Source organism: Rhizobium sp. BK418, assembly GCF_004341105.1.
In the GTDB taxonomy this organism is placed as follows: Bacteria; Pseudomonadota; Alphaproteobacteria; order Rhizobiales; family Rhizobiaceae; genus Rhizobium.
Window position 1 is genome coordinate 26,397 of the sequence record NZ_SLZK01000011.1, and the last position, 16,432, is coordinate 42,828.

Sequence of the window (16,432 nt, forward strand, 5' to 3'; positions counted from 1 at the left end):
GTCCGCGCGCCCGATCAGGCCAAGCGCTCGCCCGGCCCGGACCAGACGATGCCCGTTCTGCCACCTGTTGCAGGTGCGACCTGGTGCCACTCGACGTGAAAGCCGAGGCCTTCGAGGGCAGTCAGAACGTCAGCCCTGTGGGCCGTTTCCATGCCGCCGAGCGTCGCGTTTAAAGCGGTCAGTCCACCTTGCCTGTAGATTTCGATATATTGGTCGACGATGATCGGTGCTTCCATTTCATTCAACGCTCCCATTCGCTGTCAAAACACCCAGTGCGGACGCAAGTTCCCGATCTGGAGCGCTCCCATGGGCGTGATGTAGCGCACAAGGATGCACCCGATCTCGTCGCACCTGAGACGATGACGATCCTCTTGCGAGGATAAGCCGGAACCACGACCGTGACGCGTGCAGATCGATTTCTGTTTGCAGCCAGCGGGTCGCCCACGTCTCAGGCAACGCGACAAGCGCCGTTCTAGAGAACAGCTGATCGTCCCTCTACCTCGCCGAGAGATTTTGGTTCAGGAAGGCGGCTGCAACGTTGGCAGTTTTGGCCCGAGCGAGGGGCAGCCGCGCTTGGCCCCGGAGTGTCCTTCGACAACGGTCATTTGGCGTCTTCGGGCCGGAACAATGAGGTGGCATGTAGGTTAAGGGCTCGTGATCAACGCAACCCCCTGGAGAACCACATGCGCATGAAAATAATCGTCGCGTCCCTTTTCGCGATCGGCCTTGCCAGCCCGGCCCTGTCTCAGTCGAACCCTGCGCCGACCGGTGCAACGATTGACCGCAACACAAACGATGCTGGCGGCGGAGCGTCCGCTGACACCAAGAAGCCGATGGCCGCGGATCCCACCATGACCGGCAGCACGACGTCAAGCGGTTCAGTCAACGCAAACTGCAACGGCAACGAAGCCGCCAGCAGCACGGGCAGCGGCAACCTGCAGACCCAAGGCGGCAGCAGCAATGCAACGCCGATGGATGAAGCCTGCTCGGCACACAACAACTGATCAACAAGAGGCAAGAGGAACTCAGACATCCTCTTGCCTCCTCGCGCGATCGCGTCGTCTCAACGAAATTCACCTCGGAAAACGGCGGGCGGCGCCCATGAACAAAACGTCAAGGCCGGCCTCCAGAGCCACAAGAAAAGCCAGTGACATCTGCCGAAATGAAAAAAAGCCCCGCTGAGCCGCGCCGTTCAAGAGGGGCCGTCATCGCCTATCGGTCGGAATTTAGTGCATTGTCAGGGGCGATGGGAACGGCTGGCGCATGTCAATTTTTCGATCGTTTTTTCACACGCACCCGAGCCACGAAATTTCGCACCGTTGGCATGCGCTCCGGGGCAGGCACGCGAAGTCTTTGTACCTGCACGAAGAGGACGACGCGGGGCCGCAGGTGGCGACAGGATTTCAACCACGGGAGGAACCGATGCGCATTCTCATCGTCGAAGACGAGCCGATCATTGCCCTGGAGCTTGAACGAATTGTTCGGGAGGAGGGGCATCAGGTGGTCGGGCTGGCTGCAACGCTGGAACAGGCCCTTGCGCACGCTCATCGCACCGATGCGGCGCTCGTCGATGTTGGTCTTGCGGACGGAGCGAGCGGGGCTGTGCTGGCGCGTCGGCTGATCGATCGTTTCCAGATCAAGGTCATCTTCATCACCGGCGCGCCCGGCGCCATTGGCTCTGGCCTTGAAGGATCGCTCGATGTCATCGCAAAACCATTCACCGACGATGCCGTCCGTCGAAGCCTCGCCAGAGCTGTCGTGGTTCCTTGAACCACCAAGGTGACCATAATCACGCGCCGGCGGATACAAGAGGCATCATCAGCGTTACGATCATGGTAGCATCAATGGCGGAGGCCGAGACGCCCGTCACTTTGAGCTGAACGTCGAGAGAGGAAGGATGCGGATTCTAATCGTCGAAGACGAGGCACTCATTGCAATGGATCTCGAGGATATTCTGGTCCGCCTCGGTCACGAAGTCATCGGGCCCGCCCGAACGCGCGACGAGGCGGTCCATCTTGGTGATCAGGCGCAGATTGCCCTTGTCGATGTGCGCCTCGCCGATGGCCCGACCGGCCCCGAGATCGGCAGCATCCTATCGTCGACGTACGGGACGACCGTCGTCTTTACCACCGGCAACCCAGAGAGCGTAATGGACAGCAAGGCCGGCATCGGCGTTGTCACAAAGCCCTACACGCCGGAGGCGATCGTGGAAGCGCTGGATTATGCCATAGCGCAACGAACCGGTCGCGACGCAGTGCAGACGCGTTTCATGAAGCGCATTCCGGTCGCCCTCTAAGACCTGTGCGGCGGTAGGGCGCGAGGGAAGGGCGCCTCATCGTAAAAGTCGGTATGGATCTGCCAATACGCAGAGCCATCACAACCGGCGGCTTCCCGAGAAGCCGCCAGTTTCCTCATCACGCGTGCCTTAGACGCGGCCGGAGCGATACCGCTGGCGCTCAGCTTCGATCTGCTCGGACGTGTACGGTGGCGCAGCCTCGTCGAAGCGGCTCCAGCCCTGCTCCTGATAGCTCGCCCGGCGGGCGTTGTAGTCGACCGGTCGTGACCGGTGAAGAATGGCCTGTGCTTCGGCAACCCGGCTCTCGTCAACCCTTGCGGTTACGACTGAGCCGCCACGGCGGATGCCTTCAGCGTAGAAGTTCGCCTCGTCTTCCGGAACACCCTCCTTCATCATCGCACCGACGATGCCGCCAACAGCGCCGCCTGCAATCGCGCCTGCAGCTGCGCCGGCCGCTGTGGCGGCCAGCCAACCCGCTGCGACCACCGGGCCGACCCCGGGAATTGCCATCAGACCGAGGCCTGTCAGGAGACCGCCTGCGCCGCCCGCCACCGCACCGAGGCCCGCGCCAGTGCCGGCGCCTTCGGCGGCGTAGCTTCCTTGGCCCTCCACCTCGGGGCCGTTCATCTTGTTAGTGACGATGCTGATGTCATCGGAGGGAATTCCCGCATTTTCCAGTGCTCGGACGGCCGCACGGGCATCGTCATAGCTGTCATACAGTCCAGTAATCGTTCGCATCTTCGTCTCCTCGATCGTTGCAGAATCTATTACTTCGCCATCGTCACATTGCCCTGGAAGTCCAGGGAAACGCCGGCGTCCTTACCGTCCTTCTTGGCGCTTGCCCGCCACACGCCCTGATCATCGAGCTTGAGACCGGAAACATCGGTATAACCGGCAGCCTCGATCCGCGACTTCGCCTGGTCTTCGGTGAAACTGTTCTTGCCGGCAACAGGGGCACCGGGATTGTGTTCGGTGTTGACTGCCGGTGTGGTCTGTGACGTCGACGGTGTCTCGCTCTGGGCGAAAGCGGCTGTCGCCGAAAGCAGAAGCCCAAGGGAAAGTACAGCGATCTTTTGCATGGTTGTCTCCTTGTTTTGCCGGACACAAACATCGAAAAACACAAAATGTTCCTCACCTTAGAGCATTCGTTGCAAACGTCCTCGCCGATGCGCCCGGCCGTGCGGCGGCCTTGATCGTTGCGCAATCCAATGCAAAAGGTGGGAAATCGGACCGCAAAGCCCGCCAGTAGGATCGAAGCGGGGGCGAGGGGAGTGGAAACCCACCAGGTGCAACGCGCTGTTTGGCCAAGCGGCGGCGAGGAAGCCGCTCATCAGCACCGCGAGCGAGTGCCTTGAAGCGCAGGCGCAGATCAAGCGGGAGCGGTCATTGGCCGCAGCATCGGCTTGCGTTCAATCAATCTGAGTCCGATCTTGCAGGCGCTGGTCAAGCGATCATGCGATGGACCAGAGTACAGACCATGCGCCCAGCCGACCGGAAATGAACGAGCCGAACAGGAAGATGCTCTCGTCAGCGTCCGCCTGCTCTCCGGTCTCGACGGTTTGGTCGGTGAGGTTGGCCAGAAGTCGCAACTTGCGACCGGTCGAAACGTCCCACTCGACGATCAGGCCTCCCCCTGCGGATGAGCGATAGCGCCCGCCGCCGGTCATGCCCGTCACGAGCGGCACGATGCGCTGGTGGCGTAGGGAAATCAGGTCCCGGTAAAAGCTGAACCACTGTCTGCCTTGTTCCGTATCCACCTTCGCCCAGTCGAGCTTGGCAGAGATGAACGTGGTTTCTGCCGTCGGGTCCGGTAGATCGTCGGCATCGAAGCCGGGCAGGCGCGACAGTTCCTGGCGGCGCCCCGTCCTGACCTTCTCGTTGAGATCTTCATCGAAATCACAGAAATAGGGGAAGGGCTCCTCAGCGCCCCATTCTTCCCCCATGAAGATCATCGGCACTTGCGGACACAGCAGGTAGACGCAGGCAATAGCCTGAAGGGCGGCTGCTGCCCTTGCGCCGATACGGTCGCCGAGAGCGCGGTTGCCGATCTGGTCGTGATTTTGGATGAAGGAGATGAATGAGGAGGGCGGCAGATGTTTGCTGGGCGTTCCGCGTTGTTCGCCACGATAGGGCATGTGCTCGCCCTGAAACACAAATCCTTCCGCCAATGCTCGTCCAAGCTTGGCCGATCCATCTCCGTAATCGGCATAATAACCGAAGGTTTCGCCGGTCGCCGCGACATGCAGGGCATGATGGACGTCGTCGTTCCATTGCGCCGAGAAGAACTTGGGCTGGCCTTCGTCATCGCGTTCGAGAAGAGATGCATTATTATCTTCATTCTCGACGATCAGGTGGATCTTCCGCTCGCCGGCTGCCGACCTCACCCGCCGCGCCAGTTCGTGGAGCAGATGCTCCTTCGACCCATCCTTGATGGCATGCACTGCATCCAGGCGAAGGCCGTCAAATCTGAACTCGCTGATCCAGTAGAGGGCGTTTTGAATGACGAACTCCCGGATCAGCCGAGAGCCGTCCCCGTCATAGTTGACGGCATTGCCCCACGGCGTCTTATGATGGTCGGTGAAGAGCGGCGCCAAACGGGCAAGGTAGTTCCCGTCCGGACCAAAATGGTTATAGACGACGTCCAGGAACACACAGATGCCGCGAGCATGAGCTTCGTCAACCAGTCGCTTCAACTCTTCGGGACGCCCGTAGCTGCTGTCGGGCGCATAGGGCAGGACGCCGTCGTAGCCCCAGTTGCGGCGGCCGGGGAAATCGGCGACCGGCATGATTTGCAAAGCCGTGACGCCGAGTGCCTTCAAATGGTCGAGACGATCGATGGCAGCGACGAACGTTCCCTCCCGCGTGAATGCGCCAACATGCATTTCGTAGAAAACGAGATCTTCGAAGCAACGGCCTTTCCAGCCCGCTGCTTTCCACTGATAACCGTTGGGATCGACAACTTCGCTTGGACCATGCACATCGTGCGGCTGGTAACGGGAGGCCGGATCGGGAATGGAAAGACCACCGGGGAGGATGTAGAAATAGGTGCTTCCTGGCCGCACGCCGACAATTTCGCAGCGGTGCCAGCCCTCCTCGGATCGCATCATCTTTTTCGGTTGTCCTGCCTCGATCGCGACGGCGATTTCGGTCTCGAGGGGCGCCCACAGGCGAAATTCCACCGCGTTCGCTGAAATTCTTGGGCCAAAATCACATTCAGTCATGAGTAGCACCTTCGTTTGCCTGAGAACCACGAGAGTGCGGGCCGTCAGCACAAATTCAAAACCGTCGAGGGCGCGCGCCTGAGCCGTTGGATCGGCGGTCTCAAGAACGACGCTCCATCCATGAGCCGATTGCGGAAGCGAGAACGCGACATCGCCGTCATGCGGATTGAACAGGATCAATACGTCCTGCCACATGCCGTCGTCGCCGCTCGTCTGTTGCCGTTGCAATCTGAGGCCGATTGTCGTGCTGCCGGCGTCGGCCCACTGTTCCGCGGTCTGCTCTCCGCCGCCGGGATTGAGCCAGGAGACGAGCATGCCATCGCGCCAGTTGTCGCGCCGGAAGATTGCTTGTTCCTGGCGCATCGCAATCAAGCGCCGGGTAAAATCGCGCAGGGCTTCCGCACTTGCCGGCAGGCCGTCCCAGTGAAGCCAGCTGAGTTCAGTATCCTGGCAATAACCGTTGTTGTTTCCCATTTGGCTGCGGCCGAATTCGTCACCTGCAAGCAGCATCGGCGTGCCGTGCGAAAGAAGCAGCGTTGCAAGCAGGTTACGCTTCTGGCGCTCGCGCACGGCGTTGATGCCGTCGTCCTCCGTCGGTCCTTCCACGCCGTAATTGAGGCTGCGGTTGTCGTTGTGGCCGTCCTGATTGCCTTCCTGGTTAGCGTCATTATGTTTGTCGTTATAAGAAACGAGATCGTTCAGCGTGAAACCGTCATGGGCGGTGATGAAGTTGACACCAGCCCAGGGTCGTCGGCCGCGCAGGTCGTAAACATCGCCGGAGCCAAGAACGCGGGCGGCAAAATCCTGCGCCGTCCCGTCCTCATCCTTCCAATATTCGCGGACGGTATCGCGATATTTGTCGTTCCACTCGGCCCATCCTGGCGGAAAGCCACCCACCTGATAGCCACCGGGCCCGATATCCCAAGGCTCGCCGATCAACTTGACCTTCGACAGGGCGGGGTCCTGACCGACGGCATCAAAGAAACCACCACGCTGGTCGAAGCCTTGCGGCTCTCGCCCGAGGATCGTGCCGAGGTCGAAGCGGAAGCCATCGACATGCATCTCCTGCGCCCAATAGCGCAGTGAATCCGTGATCATCTGCAGGACCCGGGGGTGCGAAGTGTTGACTGTGTTGCCGGTCCCGGTGTCGTTGATGTAATAGCGTGGCTGGTCAGGCAGGGTGCGATAATAGGAAAAATTGTCGATGCCCTTGAAGCATAAGGTCGGACCGAGCTCGTTGCCTTCGGCCGTATGATTGTAGACGACATCAAGGATGACCTCGATACCGGCATCGTGGAAGGCTCTGACCATGTTGCGGAAACCGGCAATGCCCTTTGGTCCTAGATAACGGGCGGCCGGCGCAAAAAATCCGAGGCTGTTGTAGCCCCAATAGTTCCTGAGACCCTTTTCGAGGAGATGCGCGTCATCTGGAAACCAGTGGATCGGCAGCAGCTCGATCGATGTCACGCCAAGGCTCTTCACATAGTCGACGATTTCTTTCTGGCCAAGGCCCTCGAAGGTGCCTCGAAGCTCTTCCGGCACGGCAGGATGCAGTTGCGTAAACCCCTTGACATGTGTCTCGTAAAAGATCGTGCTGGCCCAGGCGATAGCTGGGCCCGAGTCATGTCCCCAGTCATACTCGAATGGATCCACGACCTTGCATTTGGGCATGGATGCCGCGCTGTCGCTTTCGTCGAAGGAAAGATCCTTGTCCTCGCTTTCCAGTTGATAGCCGAACTGTGCCTGTCCCCAGCGAACGTCACCGACAAGTTCTTTGGCATAGGGATCTAAGAGCAGCTTGTTGGGGTTGAAGCGATGACCTTTGTCCGGCTCGTAAGGCCCGTGCACGCGTAGTCCATAGAGGGTTCCCGGTTTTAAGCCGGGCACGTAGCCGTGCCAGATTTCATTTGTAAATTCTGGCAGAACAAGGCGCGCGACCTCAGTCTTTCCGTCGCCTGAAAAGATGCAGAGCTCAACGCGCTCCGCATGTGCGCTGAAGACGGCAAGATTTACACCCTCGCCGTCGTAAGTCGCCCCGAGACGGGTGTAGTCACCCGATAGAATTTTCAGCTCTGATTGTGTCATATCGTCCGCCTTGCCGTGATGCGGCCTCTAAATCTGCATTCCGACCAATAGTTCCCCTAATGTCCTGTTTCGTACCCGGGCCACCGCCTGATGGCGTCCTCTGATTTTAAGGATGCCCGTCCAGGAAGTTTCTCATGTGATCACGGTAGGAGGGCCAGCAACATCACCAGTCGTCCAAATCCATCGAGACCGCTGAGGGGCCGGCGGATGGCACAAGAGCCGAGGGCAGCGGCAGGGTCTTGCTCTACCCGATGGCCGATCCTGGCTTGGTTCTTCAATGCGTGGCCTACTCGGAGTTCCTTAATGGAACATTTCGTGCGTAGAGACCGTTGCTATGGCCGATACAACGGAGATCGTTGTCGACCAGATTCGTCGTGCGGAGGATGTATGCGCCAGACCAAGCCGTTCATTGTCGAGATCAAGCAGACCAGGAAATCCAAGGCGGGTGCTCAAAAGCCGTCGATCTGGGGCAATCTGGACCTCAATCAGTATCGGGATCTCGTGACCATGGCGCCGGCGAAAGACGTTGAGGCGTCTGCGAAGGCGACCCGCGACTAAACCAGATGTCGGTCGGGGCCGGCTCAAACAACCAGGGTTCCCTGCGATCCGCGCTTTCAGTCCTGCCGCTCACCCCAAGGAATGTTTTCCCTCTTCCGCCTCTTGTTGGCGAGGCGCAGGAAACGCGAAACGGTCTGCTTCATCGCAGAAGATCTCGCTCTTTTGACCGATGATGCGGCCCCGATTGCCGGCAAAGTGCCTTTTGCGCAAAAAAGCAAGGAGCGCCTTGTTTCCCTGCCAGGTTGGACGGCATCCTTCACAGGTGAGATATGGCTTGCTGCCAATGCAGCAAGGTCGGGCCGTCAGGTTTCGGCTTCTGATCGGCCTTTCTCGGTGCGAAGACAATCGCGCTGTCGGCATCCAGCACCCAACGCCGTTGCATATCGACAGACCGCCTGCCGCTTCCGCCATAGGCAAAATCCTCGCTTGACCATTCGGCAGTCCATTGACAGCCCGCAGGCGGTGCAAGGAGCGGGTCGGCGAGGCTGAGGATCGGAAGATGTTTGCCCAAGTTGACAAACAACAGGCGTTCGTCCTTCGCATCGTCGGCGAAATACCGCAGAAGAAGCGCCGAACGACCAAGAACGCTTCCGTCCACCGATACACGCGGGCAACTTGCCGACGCTTGTGCGAATACGCGCGTCTGTCGCCGCAACAAAAGCAAATCGCGATGAAGTGCAACAAGGTCGCTGTTGCGATCACGTTCGCTCCAATCCAGTTTGGAAGCTTCGAAAGTGGAAGGCTCTGCCGGGTTAGGCATGATGTCGGCGAAGATCTCGTCCTTAAGGTTTGGAAACTGGCGCAGGAAATCAAGCCGTCCGTTGCGCACGCATGTTTCCAGTTCACCCGCTCGATCCGCGAAATAGAAGAACGGGCTCGATGAGCCGAATTCCTGTCCCTGAAACAGCATCGGTGTCTGCGGACCGAGAAGCAGGAGTGCGGTCATTGCCCGCATGCGTGCCGGTGATGCGATCCGTCCAAGGCGCTGGCCAGTCCCCGAATTTGCGATCTGGTCGTGGTTCTGCAGAAAATGGATAAAACGGAAGGCCTGCAGATCGAGACCCGGCCGCCCCCGGGTTGCATCCTGCCAATCGTAGCGTTGCCCCTGGAACAGATAGCCATACTTTGCCGCCGACACGAACTCCTGCGCCGTTCCGCTATGGTCGTGATAATAGGCATCGTTGCGGCCCGTCAAAGCGACAGTGGCGGAATGATGGAAGTCGTCGTTCCACACCGTATCGAGCCCGAAGCCGCCTTTGCCCGGAGCTCTGATCAGCCGGCTGTCCTGAGGCTCGTTTTCGGCGACGAGGTAGATCGATCTTCCCTTGGCTGCCGCCCGCGCCTTGCGCGCGATGACCGCCACGATATGGTCGTCACTGCTATCGAAGAGTGCTTGGGTGGCATCGATCCTTAACCCGTCGAAGTGATACTCCTCGATCCAGTATGCGCCATTGTCTGCAATGAAGCTGCGAACGCCGGCGCACATTTCGCCGTCGAAGTTGAGGGATTTGCCCCACTCGTTTTCATAGCGGTCGGTGAAATAGTGAGGCGTGAATCGTGCGAACTGCTCGCCTGCACCGAAGTGATTATAAACCACGTCGAGAATGACGCCGATCCCCAGCCGATGCGCCTCATCAACGAAGGCCTTGAGTTCATCGGCAGCACCGTAAAGTCTGGTCGGCGCGTAGGGCAGGACGCCGTCGTAGCCCCACCCGAAGTCACCACAAAATTCGTTAACTGGCATCAGCTCCAGACACGTGATGCCAAGCTCCTTCAAGAGCGGCAGTTTGCCTGCAGCGGCCGAGTAGGTGCCTTTCGGCGTGAAGGTGCCGATATGCATCTCGTAGAGGACTTGGCCGTCGGGTTCGACGCCTTCCCAGCCGTCGTCTCGCCAGGTGTAGCCGTCAGGGTCGATCACCATGGACCAGCCGGCCGGGCCGTCCGGTTGAAATCGTGATGCGGGATCTGCCAGCAGGTCCCTGTCCTCGCCGAGGCGAAATCGGTAAAGCTGGCCAGGGCACACGTCCCTCAGATCGAGGCGAAAATAGCCCGCCTCGTCGGTCCGCATCGGATATTCGTCTCCGCTTTCGAGGACAAGGTGGACCTGTGCGTGTGCAGGTGCCCAAACTCGGAAGGAGACACCGTCGGGGAGACATTCGCTTCCGACGCAATAACGCCGTTCGAAACCCGTTCGAAAATCGCCTGTCTCAATTACTGACCCTGACATGGCTGTCCTCATGGCCCCGACGCGGTGGATGAAAACACCGGTCTCAAGATTTTGTTCCGTCGCGACCTGCGACCTCCGCCAACACCGCGAAGGCTTCATAGGGACGCAGGCTCATCGTCGTTTTCAGCGCGTCAACCGGATCGTAGTTGCTGATGAGGCATCGGCCCGTGGCGAGCAGTTCATGGGGGAGATCGAACGTAATGGTCCGGGCCGAGAAATTTGACAGCACAGTCAACCGCTGGGTGTCCAACGTGCGGGTATAGGCCAGAACATCCGGATGCTGATCGAGATATGATTGGAAGCGACCGTAGATGATGACGGGATATGCCTTGCGCAGCGAGATCAGCTTGCGGTAGTGGTTCCAGATCGAGTGCTCGTCGGACATTGCCGCTTCGGCATTGATCGTGGCGTAATTCTTGTTGACCTCGATCCATGGAATGCCCGTGGTGAAGCCTGCATTGGCACCGCTTGTCCACTGCATTGGCGTTCTGGCATTGTCTCGGCCATTTTCGTTTGCACCCTTGATGAAGTCTTCTGGCGATAGTCCGGCTTCGAGGTGAAGTCGATGCATATTGAGCGTTTCGATGTCGCGATATTGTTCAATCTTGGTGAATGGCGCATTCGTCATGCCGATCTCCTCGCCCTGGTAGATGAAAGGCGTGCCCTTCAGAAGGTGTAGGACGGTGGCGAGCATCTTTGCCGACTCGACCGGATAGCCCTTGACGTCGCCATATTTCGAGACGGCGCGGGGAAGATCGTGATTGCCCCAGAACAGGGCATTCCATCCATCGTCGGCAAGCGCATATTGCCACTTGCTGAGGACCGATTTGAGCTTGATCAGGTCGAACGGTCGCGAGCGCCATTTCCCGTAAATCTCATCCCATTGCTGGGTCACGTGCTCGAACTGGAAGATCATCGACAGTTCTTCTCGATCCCGTCCGGAATAGAGCAGCGCCGAGCCCGGTGTTGCGCTCCACGTCTCGCCGACGGTCAGGACGTCTCGGCTGCCGAAGGTCGCCCGGTTCATCTCATGAAGATAGGCATGCAGATGCGGCCCGTCCGTCACAATGGCCTGGTCCACCTGTTTGCCGATATAGTCGATGACGTCCATGCGAAAGCCGGCGATCCCGCGTTCCAGCCACCAGTTCATCATCTGGTAGATCGCGCCGCGGACGTTCGGATTTTCCCAATTGAGGTCGGGCTGCCGGCGCGAGAACAGGTGGAGATAATATTCGCCCGTGGTCTCGTCGAGCGTCCAGGCGGACCCGCCGAAGGAGGACGTCAGGTTATTTGGTGGCCCGCCGTCGTCGGCGGGCTTGCGCCAGATGTAATAGTCGCGAAACGGGCTTTGCTTGGACGCGCGCGATTGGACGAACCAAGGATGCTCATCGGACGTGTGATTGACCACGAGGTCGAGGATGACGCCGATGTTTCTGAGACGCGCTTGAGCGAGAAGTTCGTCGAAATCCGCCAGTGTCCCGAATTCCGGTGCGACGGCCTGGTAATCGGAAATGTCATAGCCATTGTCGTCCATCGGCGACGCGTAGATCGGCGAAAGCCAGATGAGCTCTATGCCAAGGGCCTTGAGATATTCGAGCTTTGAGGTGATGCCTGGCAGGTCGCCGACGCCGTCGCCATTGCTGTCTGCGAAGCTGCGGGGATAGACCTGATATACGGTAGCCTTGTGCCACCACGCCGTCCGGATTGTCGATCGCAATTCCATCAGACTTTCCTCCGTTACGTTCAAGAAGGGCCGGCCGCCTCGTGCCTCGTCGTGTTGTGGGTGGGGAACGCCCGTCGGCCCTCCCCGTTCCGCGCAAGTCCTAGGGCACAAGGCAAAGAACGCTCGTCGCCCGCTCGCCCCCGATGCCGTGTCCCAGACGCACGATCCGCGGTAAAATCATTCACGAGTGTCGGTTTTTGGGAACTGCGCTGGCCGCAACGGACCGTCGAAACGTCGGTCAGTGCCAGCGCCCCATCTTGCGTGGCAATTTGGAAACAAAAGCCGCTCCAGGCGTTTCATGCGCGGGTGATAACACCAGCTACGGAGAGGAGACGATGAGCCGCAATCAGCGAAAATACGTGCAGGTTCCGGAGGGATCCGCAATATCGCTGCGTGGACGGTGTTTGGGTCCCTTGTGCTGTTGATATATGGCGCGTCGCCGTCGTGGTATGGTGGCCACGATGATCCGATTGAAACGGCCCTCACCATGGTCGGCCCTCGGGGGGACCAAGAGGCTACGCCGGAACAGACGCCGGCAAGCCGCGTTCCGCCAGCAGGACGCGTTGTCCCTTATCCCGGAGGTAGCCCGTGGTCGTTCGCACATTCACGATAGCCGATGCAATATTCGAACGATCGCCAGGGCAGGATGGTGACATCTTCGCGGGCAATCTGCTTGACCAGCGAGATAATGGTCCCGTCACGATCGGCTACGGGCGTTACGGGCCCAACGCCGTCCTTGAGCAGATGATTGCCGTTCACGATACGATGATCGTCATCCAGGGGCGACTGTCGATATGGACGGAGCGTGCCGCATTCACGGCAGGGCCCGGCGACATCGTCAGCATGCAAAGCGGCGACAAGGTAACAATCAGAGCGCATGATGAAGGCTGCGTGACGGCTTATGTTACCTATCCTCATTGGCAGGAAGCGGAATGAGAGGATCCCATCTTCCGTGCTATCTCGATCATTTCGTGGATTGGGAACAATGCCCGGGATCGGGCGTTCGCCTCGACCCAATCAAGGAGAACGTCAATGGTTCAACATACTCGGGAGGGGTCTATCTCCAACTCGGACAGCGCTACGAGTTCGCGTTCTGGTAAACGGGGGGAACTGACAGACCGGATTCGCAACCGCGCACGCGAGATCTGGCTTGCGCACGGACGCCCGGATGGCCGGGCGGACGAACATTGGCTGCAGGCCGAGCACGAAATCCTGCACGAGCAGGATGAACTGGAGGGGAATGATGTGCCCAAGCTCGACGCGCTTCGAGAGGCCGCGCGCGAGCATGCCGACAGCTTCATCGTAAAAAGCGATCTTGAAGACGCCGATCAACGCGAGGCGACGCCCGGCGTGCGGGAGCAGCCTTGAACAACCGATTTCAGTCGCCTGGTGCGTAGCTGTTTCACGACCATGAGAAACACGTTCCGCAGTGGCTTCAACCGTCGCAAGCGGCATGTTCTTGTGGCCGACGAGACGTACGCGTCGGATCATTCAATCAGGAAGCAGAGGTTCATGTGAGGGAGGTTTGGCGTCGTCCGATCCATTAAAAGAGCACATTGCTTGTGGCGATGGACGAACGACGAGAGATCGCCGCGCAGTTCGATCTCAGATGGGAAGCGCGACGAGCCTAATTGACCGACAGGTCCGATTTCGCAGGGACATTGGCTGAGATCGGCCTATCGTCGCTGCAACTCGTTTGCGACGCCTTTTGGTCAGCAACATCTGCTTGGCGATGGAAGCCCAGCTACCGCTTGCATGATCGAGCCGATCGCGTAGGCTTGGTAGATGCGCGAATACTGATGGGGGCGTGGGGTGTTTCAGGCATTCGACAAGAACGGCGGACAGCCGCTCACCCCGGCTGACGTCGAGATGCTTCAGGGCTTGATCAGCGAATATTGCCAGACGCGTAACCTGCAGCTTGCGAGCCCGCAGGCGAATGAGGCGGCGCGTGACCTGGTGAAATGGTTTCAAATCGGTGTCACCGATCCGGAAAGGCTTAGAGAACTGATCAATTCGACCTGAGCCGGCGGCACAGCCCTCCCGCGTCCGGTTGCTTCGCCCTGCCTTGCCTGAGGCGCCGATCCGGCAACCTTTCGAAGCGAGGTAAGGAGACCGAAATTCTGCAAATGAAAACGCCCCTATGGAACCCTTGGCGAATGCCCGACGAGGACGAGCAACCTTCTTGCAGGGCCGCGGGAACATCTAGATCAGACCGAAGTTTGTTGAAAGGGCGCGGCGGCCATGTCTCCTCTCGACGTGTCACGAGAGATGTCGCGTCTCCTGCACGACGCCCTCGATCTTGGCGGATCGGGGGCGTTGCATGAACGGGTCGACCCGGGAGCCCGGACAACGCCTTTCAATCGTAATCTTGTCGAGAAAACCGAGGCTGGCATGATGATCGATCGAAAGTCAGCGATCCGTGTCCGTGACTACTCCGCATTGACGAGAGGCGAGGGCTCTGTCCCCGATCGCCGACGCCTCGGCAGAGGAGGTCACGTTTTGAGCTCAGCTTCGAGCCAATCGTCGAAGTCCGCTTTCTGCGGCGACTCGACAAGCTCTCCACCCGACGAAGCGAACGGAACTTCCGCAATACGAGGGAACCTGATGGCGCCACCGCGGTCGGTCATCTGCGATTGGAACGCGACGACGGTATCTTCAAGTCATGGGCGCTCGCGAGGGGCCCGTCTTCGATCGGGTCGGCAAAAGAATGGCTGTGGAGGTAGAAGAGCCATCCGTTGGACTATGGCGACTTCGAAGGCGGAGGAGCACACGAGCGTGGCGGTGTCCATACTGATCCGTGTCTAGCCGCCTGCGCCGGGCGGCGCGTCATTCATCAGGTGTTCCTCGTATTGCACGGTCTGCGCCTGGTCGACGTCAACCGAGGCTCCGACCGGCGAAGCGAGCCGCACGCCAGGGCCGCCGGCGCCAGAATAGCTGCCGTCAATCAAACGGACGCCGGCCGCTTCAAGGGCGCCTACGACTGCCGCAACGTCATTCTTCATGTCTTCGGCAGGGCCATCGCTCGCTTCCATCCGCTGCAGCATTTGAACCGAAATATTGGCCGCCGCGGCCAACTCCGCCTGGGTGAGATCTGCAAGTGCACGCGCCGCCGTGAGCTGTCTTCCGATAATCATGACGATCCTAAGTACGACGTTTCCCAACTGTCGATATGCATTGGGGCGTGAGCTAAAAGGGTCATGCCACATTCGATGCAACGGACGAGAAGCAATCCGTGGGGTGAATTATGATGTTTCACCAAAGCCACCGCAGGGCGCCCGTCGGCATCACCAGCCGGCGGGCTTGCTGATTGGGGTTTTACTTCGCTGCGTTGGCAACGCGATGGCCTGCATTTTGGGTGGCATTGACGGTGTTTGCCGTATCCTGGCCCATGCCGCGGATCGTATTGCCGCATGATGAAAGGGTGAGCGTCAAGAGGAAGGTTACTGCGATTGCGGAAGCGATCTTCATTGGAAGTCCCCGGTTGATCGAACGAGGCCATAACACTTTAAAGACTTCACAGTTCCAATGAATCGATGCAAGCGCGATGGGCCCATCGAAGCCCTCGCCCCGGCCTGCGCCGCAGGGGGGACCAATTATCGGACGGGACGCTGGCAAGGTGAAAAAGTCCCTGACGATCGAGGAAATGAATGAAATTGCTGCCGAAGGCTGGAGCCACGAGGCGTGAAAAATCGCCGTTGATACCAATCGTATTGCGAGCTTTAGGAGATCAGCAGGACTCTGCGGCAGGTCGGCGACGCCCGCCTGACCGATCGAACGGGCTGCCTCACCCAAGGTCCGCCCGGTTTTCATGCAGCGGCCAGTAGCGGTCGGACATATAATCGGCCGGCAAGGGCGACAGCTGCGACAAAGCCTGGACTGCAAATTCAATCTGCAGCTTGAAGAACTTCAGCGATGGCGGGATGGCGTGACCCGTTACCCTTTGGCGTGATTCATAGCGTTCGATGCCTGCCTGCCGCAAACGCCGCTGCCCCTCTCCGCGAAGTTTTAAGACCGCGTCGCTCGCACAATCTTGCGCGGCCGGACAATGAAGCCCACCCTCGATGACCCTGAACAAATCGCACGCCCTCATCGTTTCACCCGGATTTCTCACTTCGCGCCTTTCGCGATTCGCTTCAAGACGAGCGGCTAAGCCTGACGAAAAACGCCGCCAGTGTGACAAAGCCATGACATTAGGGAGAGGGAGGCTGCGGAACCAACCGGCGCAGGCGCTGCCCGAAGGTCGATCCGCGCGAATATCGGGATGTTGGACGTGCCTGTGTCGCTGTGATCGCCGAGGACGGTCGAGAGAGCCGTAGCTTTTC

Annotated in this window: 16 protein-coding genes and 1 pseudogene; 8 read left to right on the forward strand and 9 right to left on the reverse strand. The window is 59.3% G+C overall.

Annotated features, from left to right (window positions below; genetic code table 11):
• Window positions 1–14 precede the first annotated feature (14 nt).
• Window positions 15–236: a hypothetical protein gene (locus EV281_RS28885; RefSeq protein ID WP_132658120.1), complete on the reverse strand. Its 222-nt coding sequence runs from the start codon at window positions 234–236 to the stop codon at window positions 15–17.
• A gap of 447 nt (window positions 237–683) precedes the next feature.
• Between EV281_RS28885 and EV281_RS28890 the strand changes: the two genes are divergently transcribed.
• The 3 genes from EV281_RS28890 (at window position 684) to EV281_RS28900 (ending at window position 2,296) form a co-directional block, all read left to right on the forward strand.
• Window positions 684–1,004, forward strand: coding sequence for a hypothetical protein (locus EV281_RS28890; protein WP_132658122.1), 321 nt, complete (start codon window positions 684–686; stop codon window positions 1,002–1,004).
• 418 nt (window positions 1,005–1,422) lie between these two features.
• Window positions 1,423–1,770, forward strand: a complete 348-nt coding sequence (locus EV281_RS28895; RefSeq protein WP_132658123.1) for a response regulator — start codon at window positions 1,423–1,425, stop codon at window positions 1,768–1,770.
• A 127-nt stretch (window positions 1,771–1,897) separates the two neighbouring features.
• Entirely contained in the window at window positions 1,898–2,296 is a 399-nt protein-coding gene (locus EV281_RS28900; RefSeq protein WP_132658125.1) for a response regulator, read from the forward strand.
• A gap of 129 nt (window positions 2,297–2,425) precedes the next feature.
• On the opposite strand, the gene EV281_RS28905 is transcribed toward EV281_RS28900, so the two are convergent.
• From EV281_RS28905 to glgX, 3 genes are all read right to left on the reverse strand, one after another.
• Complete coding sequence (locus EV281_RS28905) at window positions 2,426–3,034, reverse strand: general stress protein (protein ID WP_132658126.1); 609 nt, start codon at window positions 3,032–3,034, stop codon at window positions 2,426–2,428.
• 29 nt (window positions 3,035–3,063) lie between these two features.
• Window positions 3,064–3,375 (reverse strand): PepSY domain-containing protein, encoded by a 312-nt coding sequence (locus tag EV281_RS28910; RefSeq protein WP_132658128.1) that lies wholly within the window; start codon window positions 3,373–3,375, stop codon window positions 3,064–3,066.
• 372 nt (window positions 3,376–3,747) lie between these two features.
• Complete coding sequence (gene glgX, locus EV281_RS28915) at window positions 3,748–7,602, reverse strand: glycogen debranching protein GlgX (RefSeq protein WP_132658130.1); 3,855 nt, start codon at window positions 7,600–7,602, stop codon at window positions 3,748–3,750.
• A gap of 387 nt (window positions 7,603–7,989) precedes the next feature.
• Between glgX and EV281_RS31340 the strand changes: the two genes are divergently transcribed.
• Window positions 7,990–8,160, forward strand: coding sequence for a hypothetical protein (locus EV281_RS31340; RefSeq protein ID WP_165911988.1), 171 nt, complete (start codon window positions 7,990–7,992; stop codon window positions 8,158–8,160).
• A gap of 256 nt (window positions 8,161–8,416) precedes the next feature.
• On the opposite strand, the gene treZ is transcribed toward EV281_RS31340, so the two are convergent.
• Both treZ and EV281_RS28925 read right to left on the reverse strand, forming a co-directional pair.
• Window positions 8,417–10,399, reverse strand: coding sequence for a malto-oligosyltrehalose trehalohydrolase (gene treZ, locus EV281_RS28920; protein WP_348631038.1), 1,983 nt, complete (start codon window positions 10,397–10,399; stop codon window positions 8,417–8,419).
• Between the two features lie 31 nt (window positions 10,400–10,430).
• Complete coding sequence (locus EV281_RS28925; protein WP_132658134.1) at window positions 10,431–12,110, reverse strand: alpha-glucosidase; 1,680 nt, start codon at window positions 12,108–12,110, stop codon at window positions 10,431–10,433.
• Between the two features lie 588 nt (window positions 12,111–12,698).
• Here EV281_RS28925 and EV281_RS28930 point away from each other — a divergent pair.
• From EV281_RS28930 to EV281_RS28940, 3 genes are all read left to right on the forward strand, one after another.
• Window positions 12,699–13,046: an ethanolamine utilization protein gene (locus EV281_RS28930; protein WP_132658136.1), complete on the forward strand. Its 348-nt coding sequence runs from the start codon at window positions 12,699–12,701 to the stop codon at window positions 13,044–13,046.
• Window positions 13,047–13,142: 96 nt separating this feature from the next.
• On the forward strand, window positions 13,143–13,478 hold the full coding sequence (locus EV281_RS28935; RefSeq protein ID WP_132658137.1) for a DUF2934 domain-containing protein: 336 nt from the start codon (window positions 13,143–13,145) through the stop codon (window positions 13,476–13,478).
• Between the two features lie 444 nt (window positions 13,479–13,922).
• The gene (locus EV281_RS28940) at window positions 13,923–14,132 is read left to right on the forward strand and encodes a hypothetical protein (protein ID WP_132658138.1); all 210 of its coding nucleotides are present in this window, start codon (window positions 13,923–13,925) and stop codon (window positions 14,130–14,132) included.
• Between the two features lie 779 nt (window positions 14,133–14,911).
• Here the strand turns inward: EV281_RS28940 and EV281_RS28945 are convergent.
• Both EV281_RS28945 and EV281_RS28950 read right to left on the reverse strand, forming a co-directional pair.
• Complete coding sequence (locus EV281_RS28945; RefSeq protein WP_132658140.1) at window positions 14,912–15,244, reverse strand: helix-turn-helix transcriptional regulator; 333 nt, start codon at window positions 15,242–15,244, stop codon at window positions 14,912–14,914.
• Window positions 15,245–15,425: 181 nt separating this feature from the next.
• Window positions 15,426–15,578, reverse strand: coding sequence for an entericidin A/B family lipoprotein (locus tag EV281_RS28950; RefSeq protein ID WP_132658142.1), 153 nt, complete (start codon window positions 15,576–15,578; stop codon window positions 15,426–15,428).
• Between the two features lie 127 nt (window positions 15,579–15,705).
• Here EV281_RS28950 and EV281_RS31930 point away from each other — a divergent pair.
• Window positions 15,706–15,795 (forward strand): annotated as a pseudogene (locus EV281_RS31930) (AbrB/MazE/SpoVT family DNA-binding domain-containing protein); the annotation flags it as partial.
• Window positions 15,796–15,894: 99 nt separating this feature from the next.
• On the opposite strand, the gene EV281_RS28960 reads toward EV281_RS31930, so the two are convergent.
• Entirely contained in the window at window positions 15,895–16,185 is a 291-nt protein-coding gene (locus EV281_RS28960) for a hypothetical protein (protein ID WP_132658143.1), read from the reverse strand.
• Window positions 16,186–16,432 lie beyond the last annotated feature (247 nt).

Coding starts and splice junctions, on each gene's coding strand:
- EV281_RS28885 (WP_132658120.1), bottom strand. CDS start 236: ATGGAAGCACCGATCATCGTCGACCAATATATCGAAATCTACAGGCAA.
- EV281_RS28890 (WP_132658122.1), top strand. CDS start 684: ATGCGCATGAAAATAATCGTCGCGTCCCTTTTCGCGATCGGCCTTGCC.
- EV281_RS28895 (WP_132658123.1), top strand. CDS start 1,423: ATGCGCATTCTCATCGTCGAAGACGAGCCGATCATTGCCCTGGAGCTT.
- EV281_RS28900 (WP_132658125.1), top strand. CDS start 1,898: ATGCGGATTCTAATCGTCGAAGACGAGGCACTCATTGCAATGGATCTC.
- EV281_RS28905 (WP_132658126.1), bottom strand. CDS start 3,034: ATGCGAACGATTACTGGACTGTATGACAGCTATGACGATGCCCGTGCG.
- EV281_RS28910 (WP_132658128.1), bottom strand. CDS start 3,375: ATGCAAAAGATCGCTGTACTTTCCCTTGGGCTTCTGCTTTCGGCGACA.
- glgX (WP_132658130.1), bottom strand. CDS start 7,602: ATGACACAATCAGAGCTGAAAATTCTATCGGGTGACTACACCCGTCTC.
- EV281_RS31340 (WP_165911988.1), top strand. CDS start 7,990: ATGCGCCAGACCAAGCCGTTCATTGTCGAGATCAAGCAGACCAGGAAA.
- treZ (WP_348631038.1), bottom strand. CDS start 10,399: ATGAGGACAGCCATGTCAGGGTCAGTAATTGAGACAGGCGATTTTCGA.
- EV281_RS28925 (WP_132658134.1), bottom strand. CDS start 12,110: ATGGAATTGCGATCGACAATCCGGACGGCGTGGTGGCACAAGGCTACC.
- EV281_RS28935 (WP_132658137.1), top strand. CDS start 13,143: ATGGTTCAACATACTCGGGAGGGGTCTATCTCCAACTCGGACAGCGCT.
- EV281_RS28945 (WP_132658140.1), bottom strand. CDS start 15,244: ATGATTATCGGAAGACAGCTCACGGCGGCGCGTGCACTTGCAGATCTC.
- EV281_RS28950 (WP_132658142.1), bottom strand. CDS start 15,578: ATGAAGATCGCTTCCGCAATCGCAGTAACCTTCCTCTTGACGCTCACC.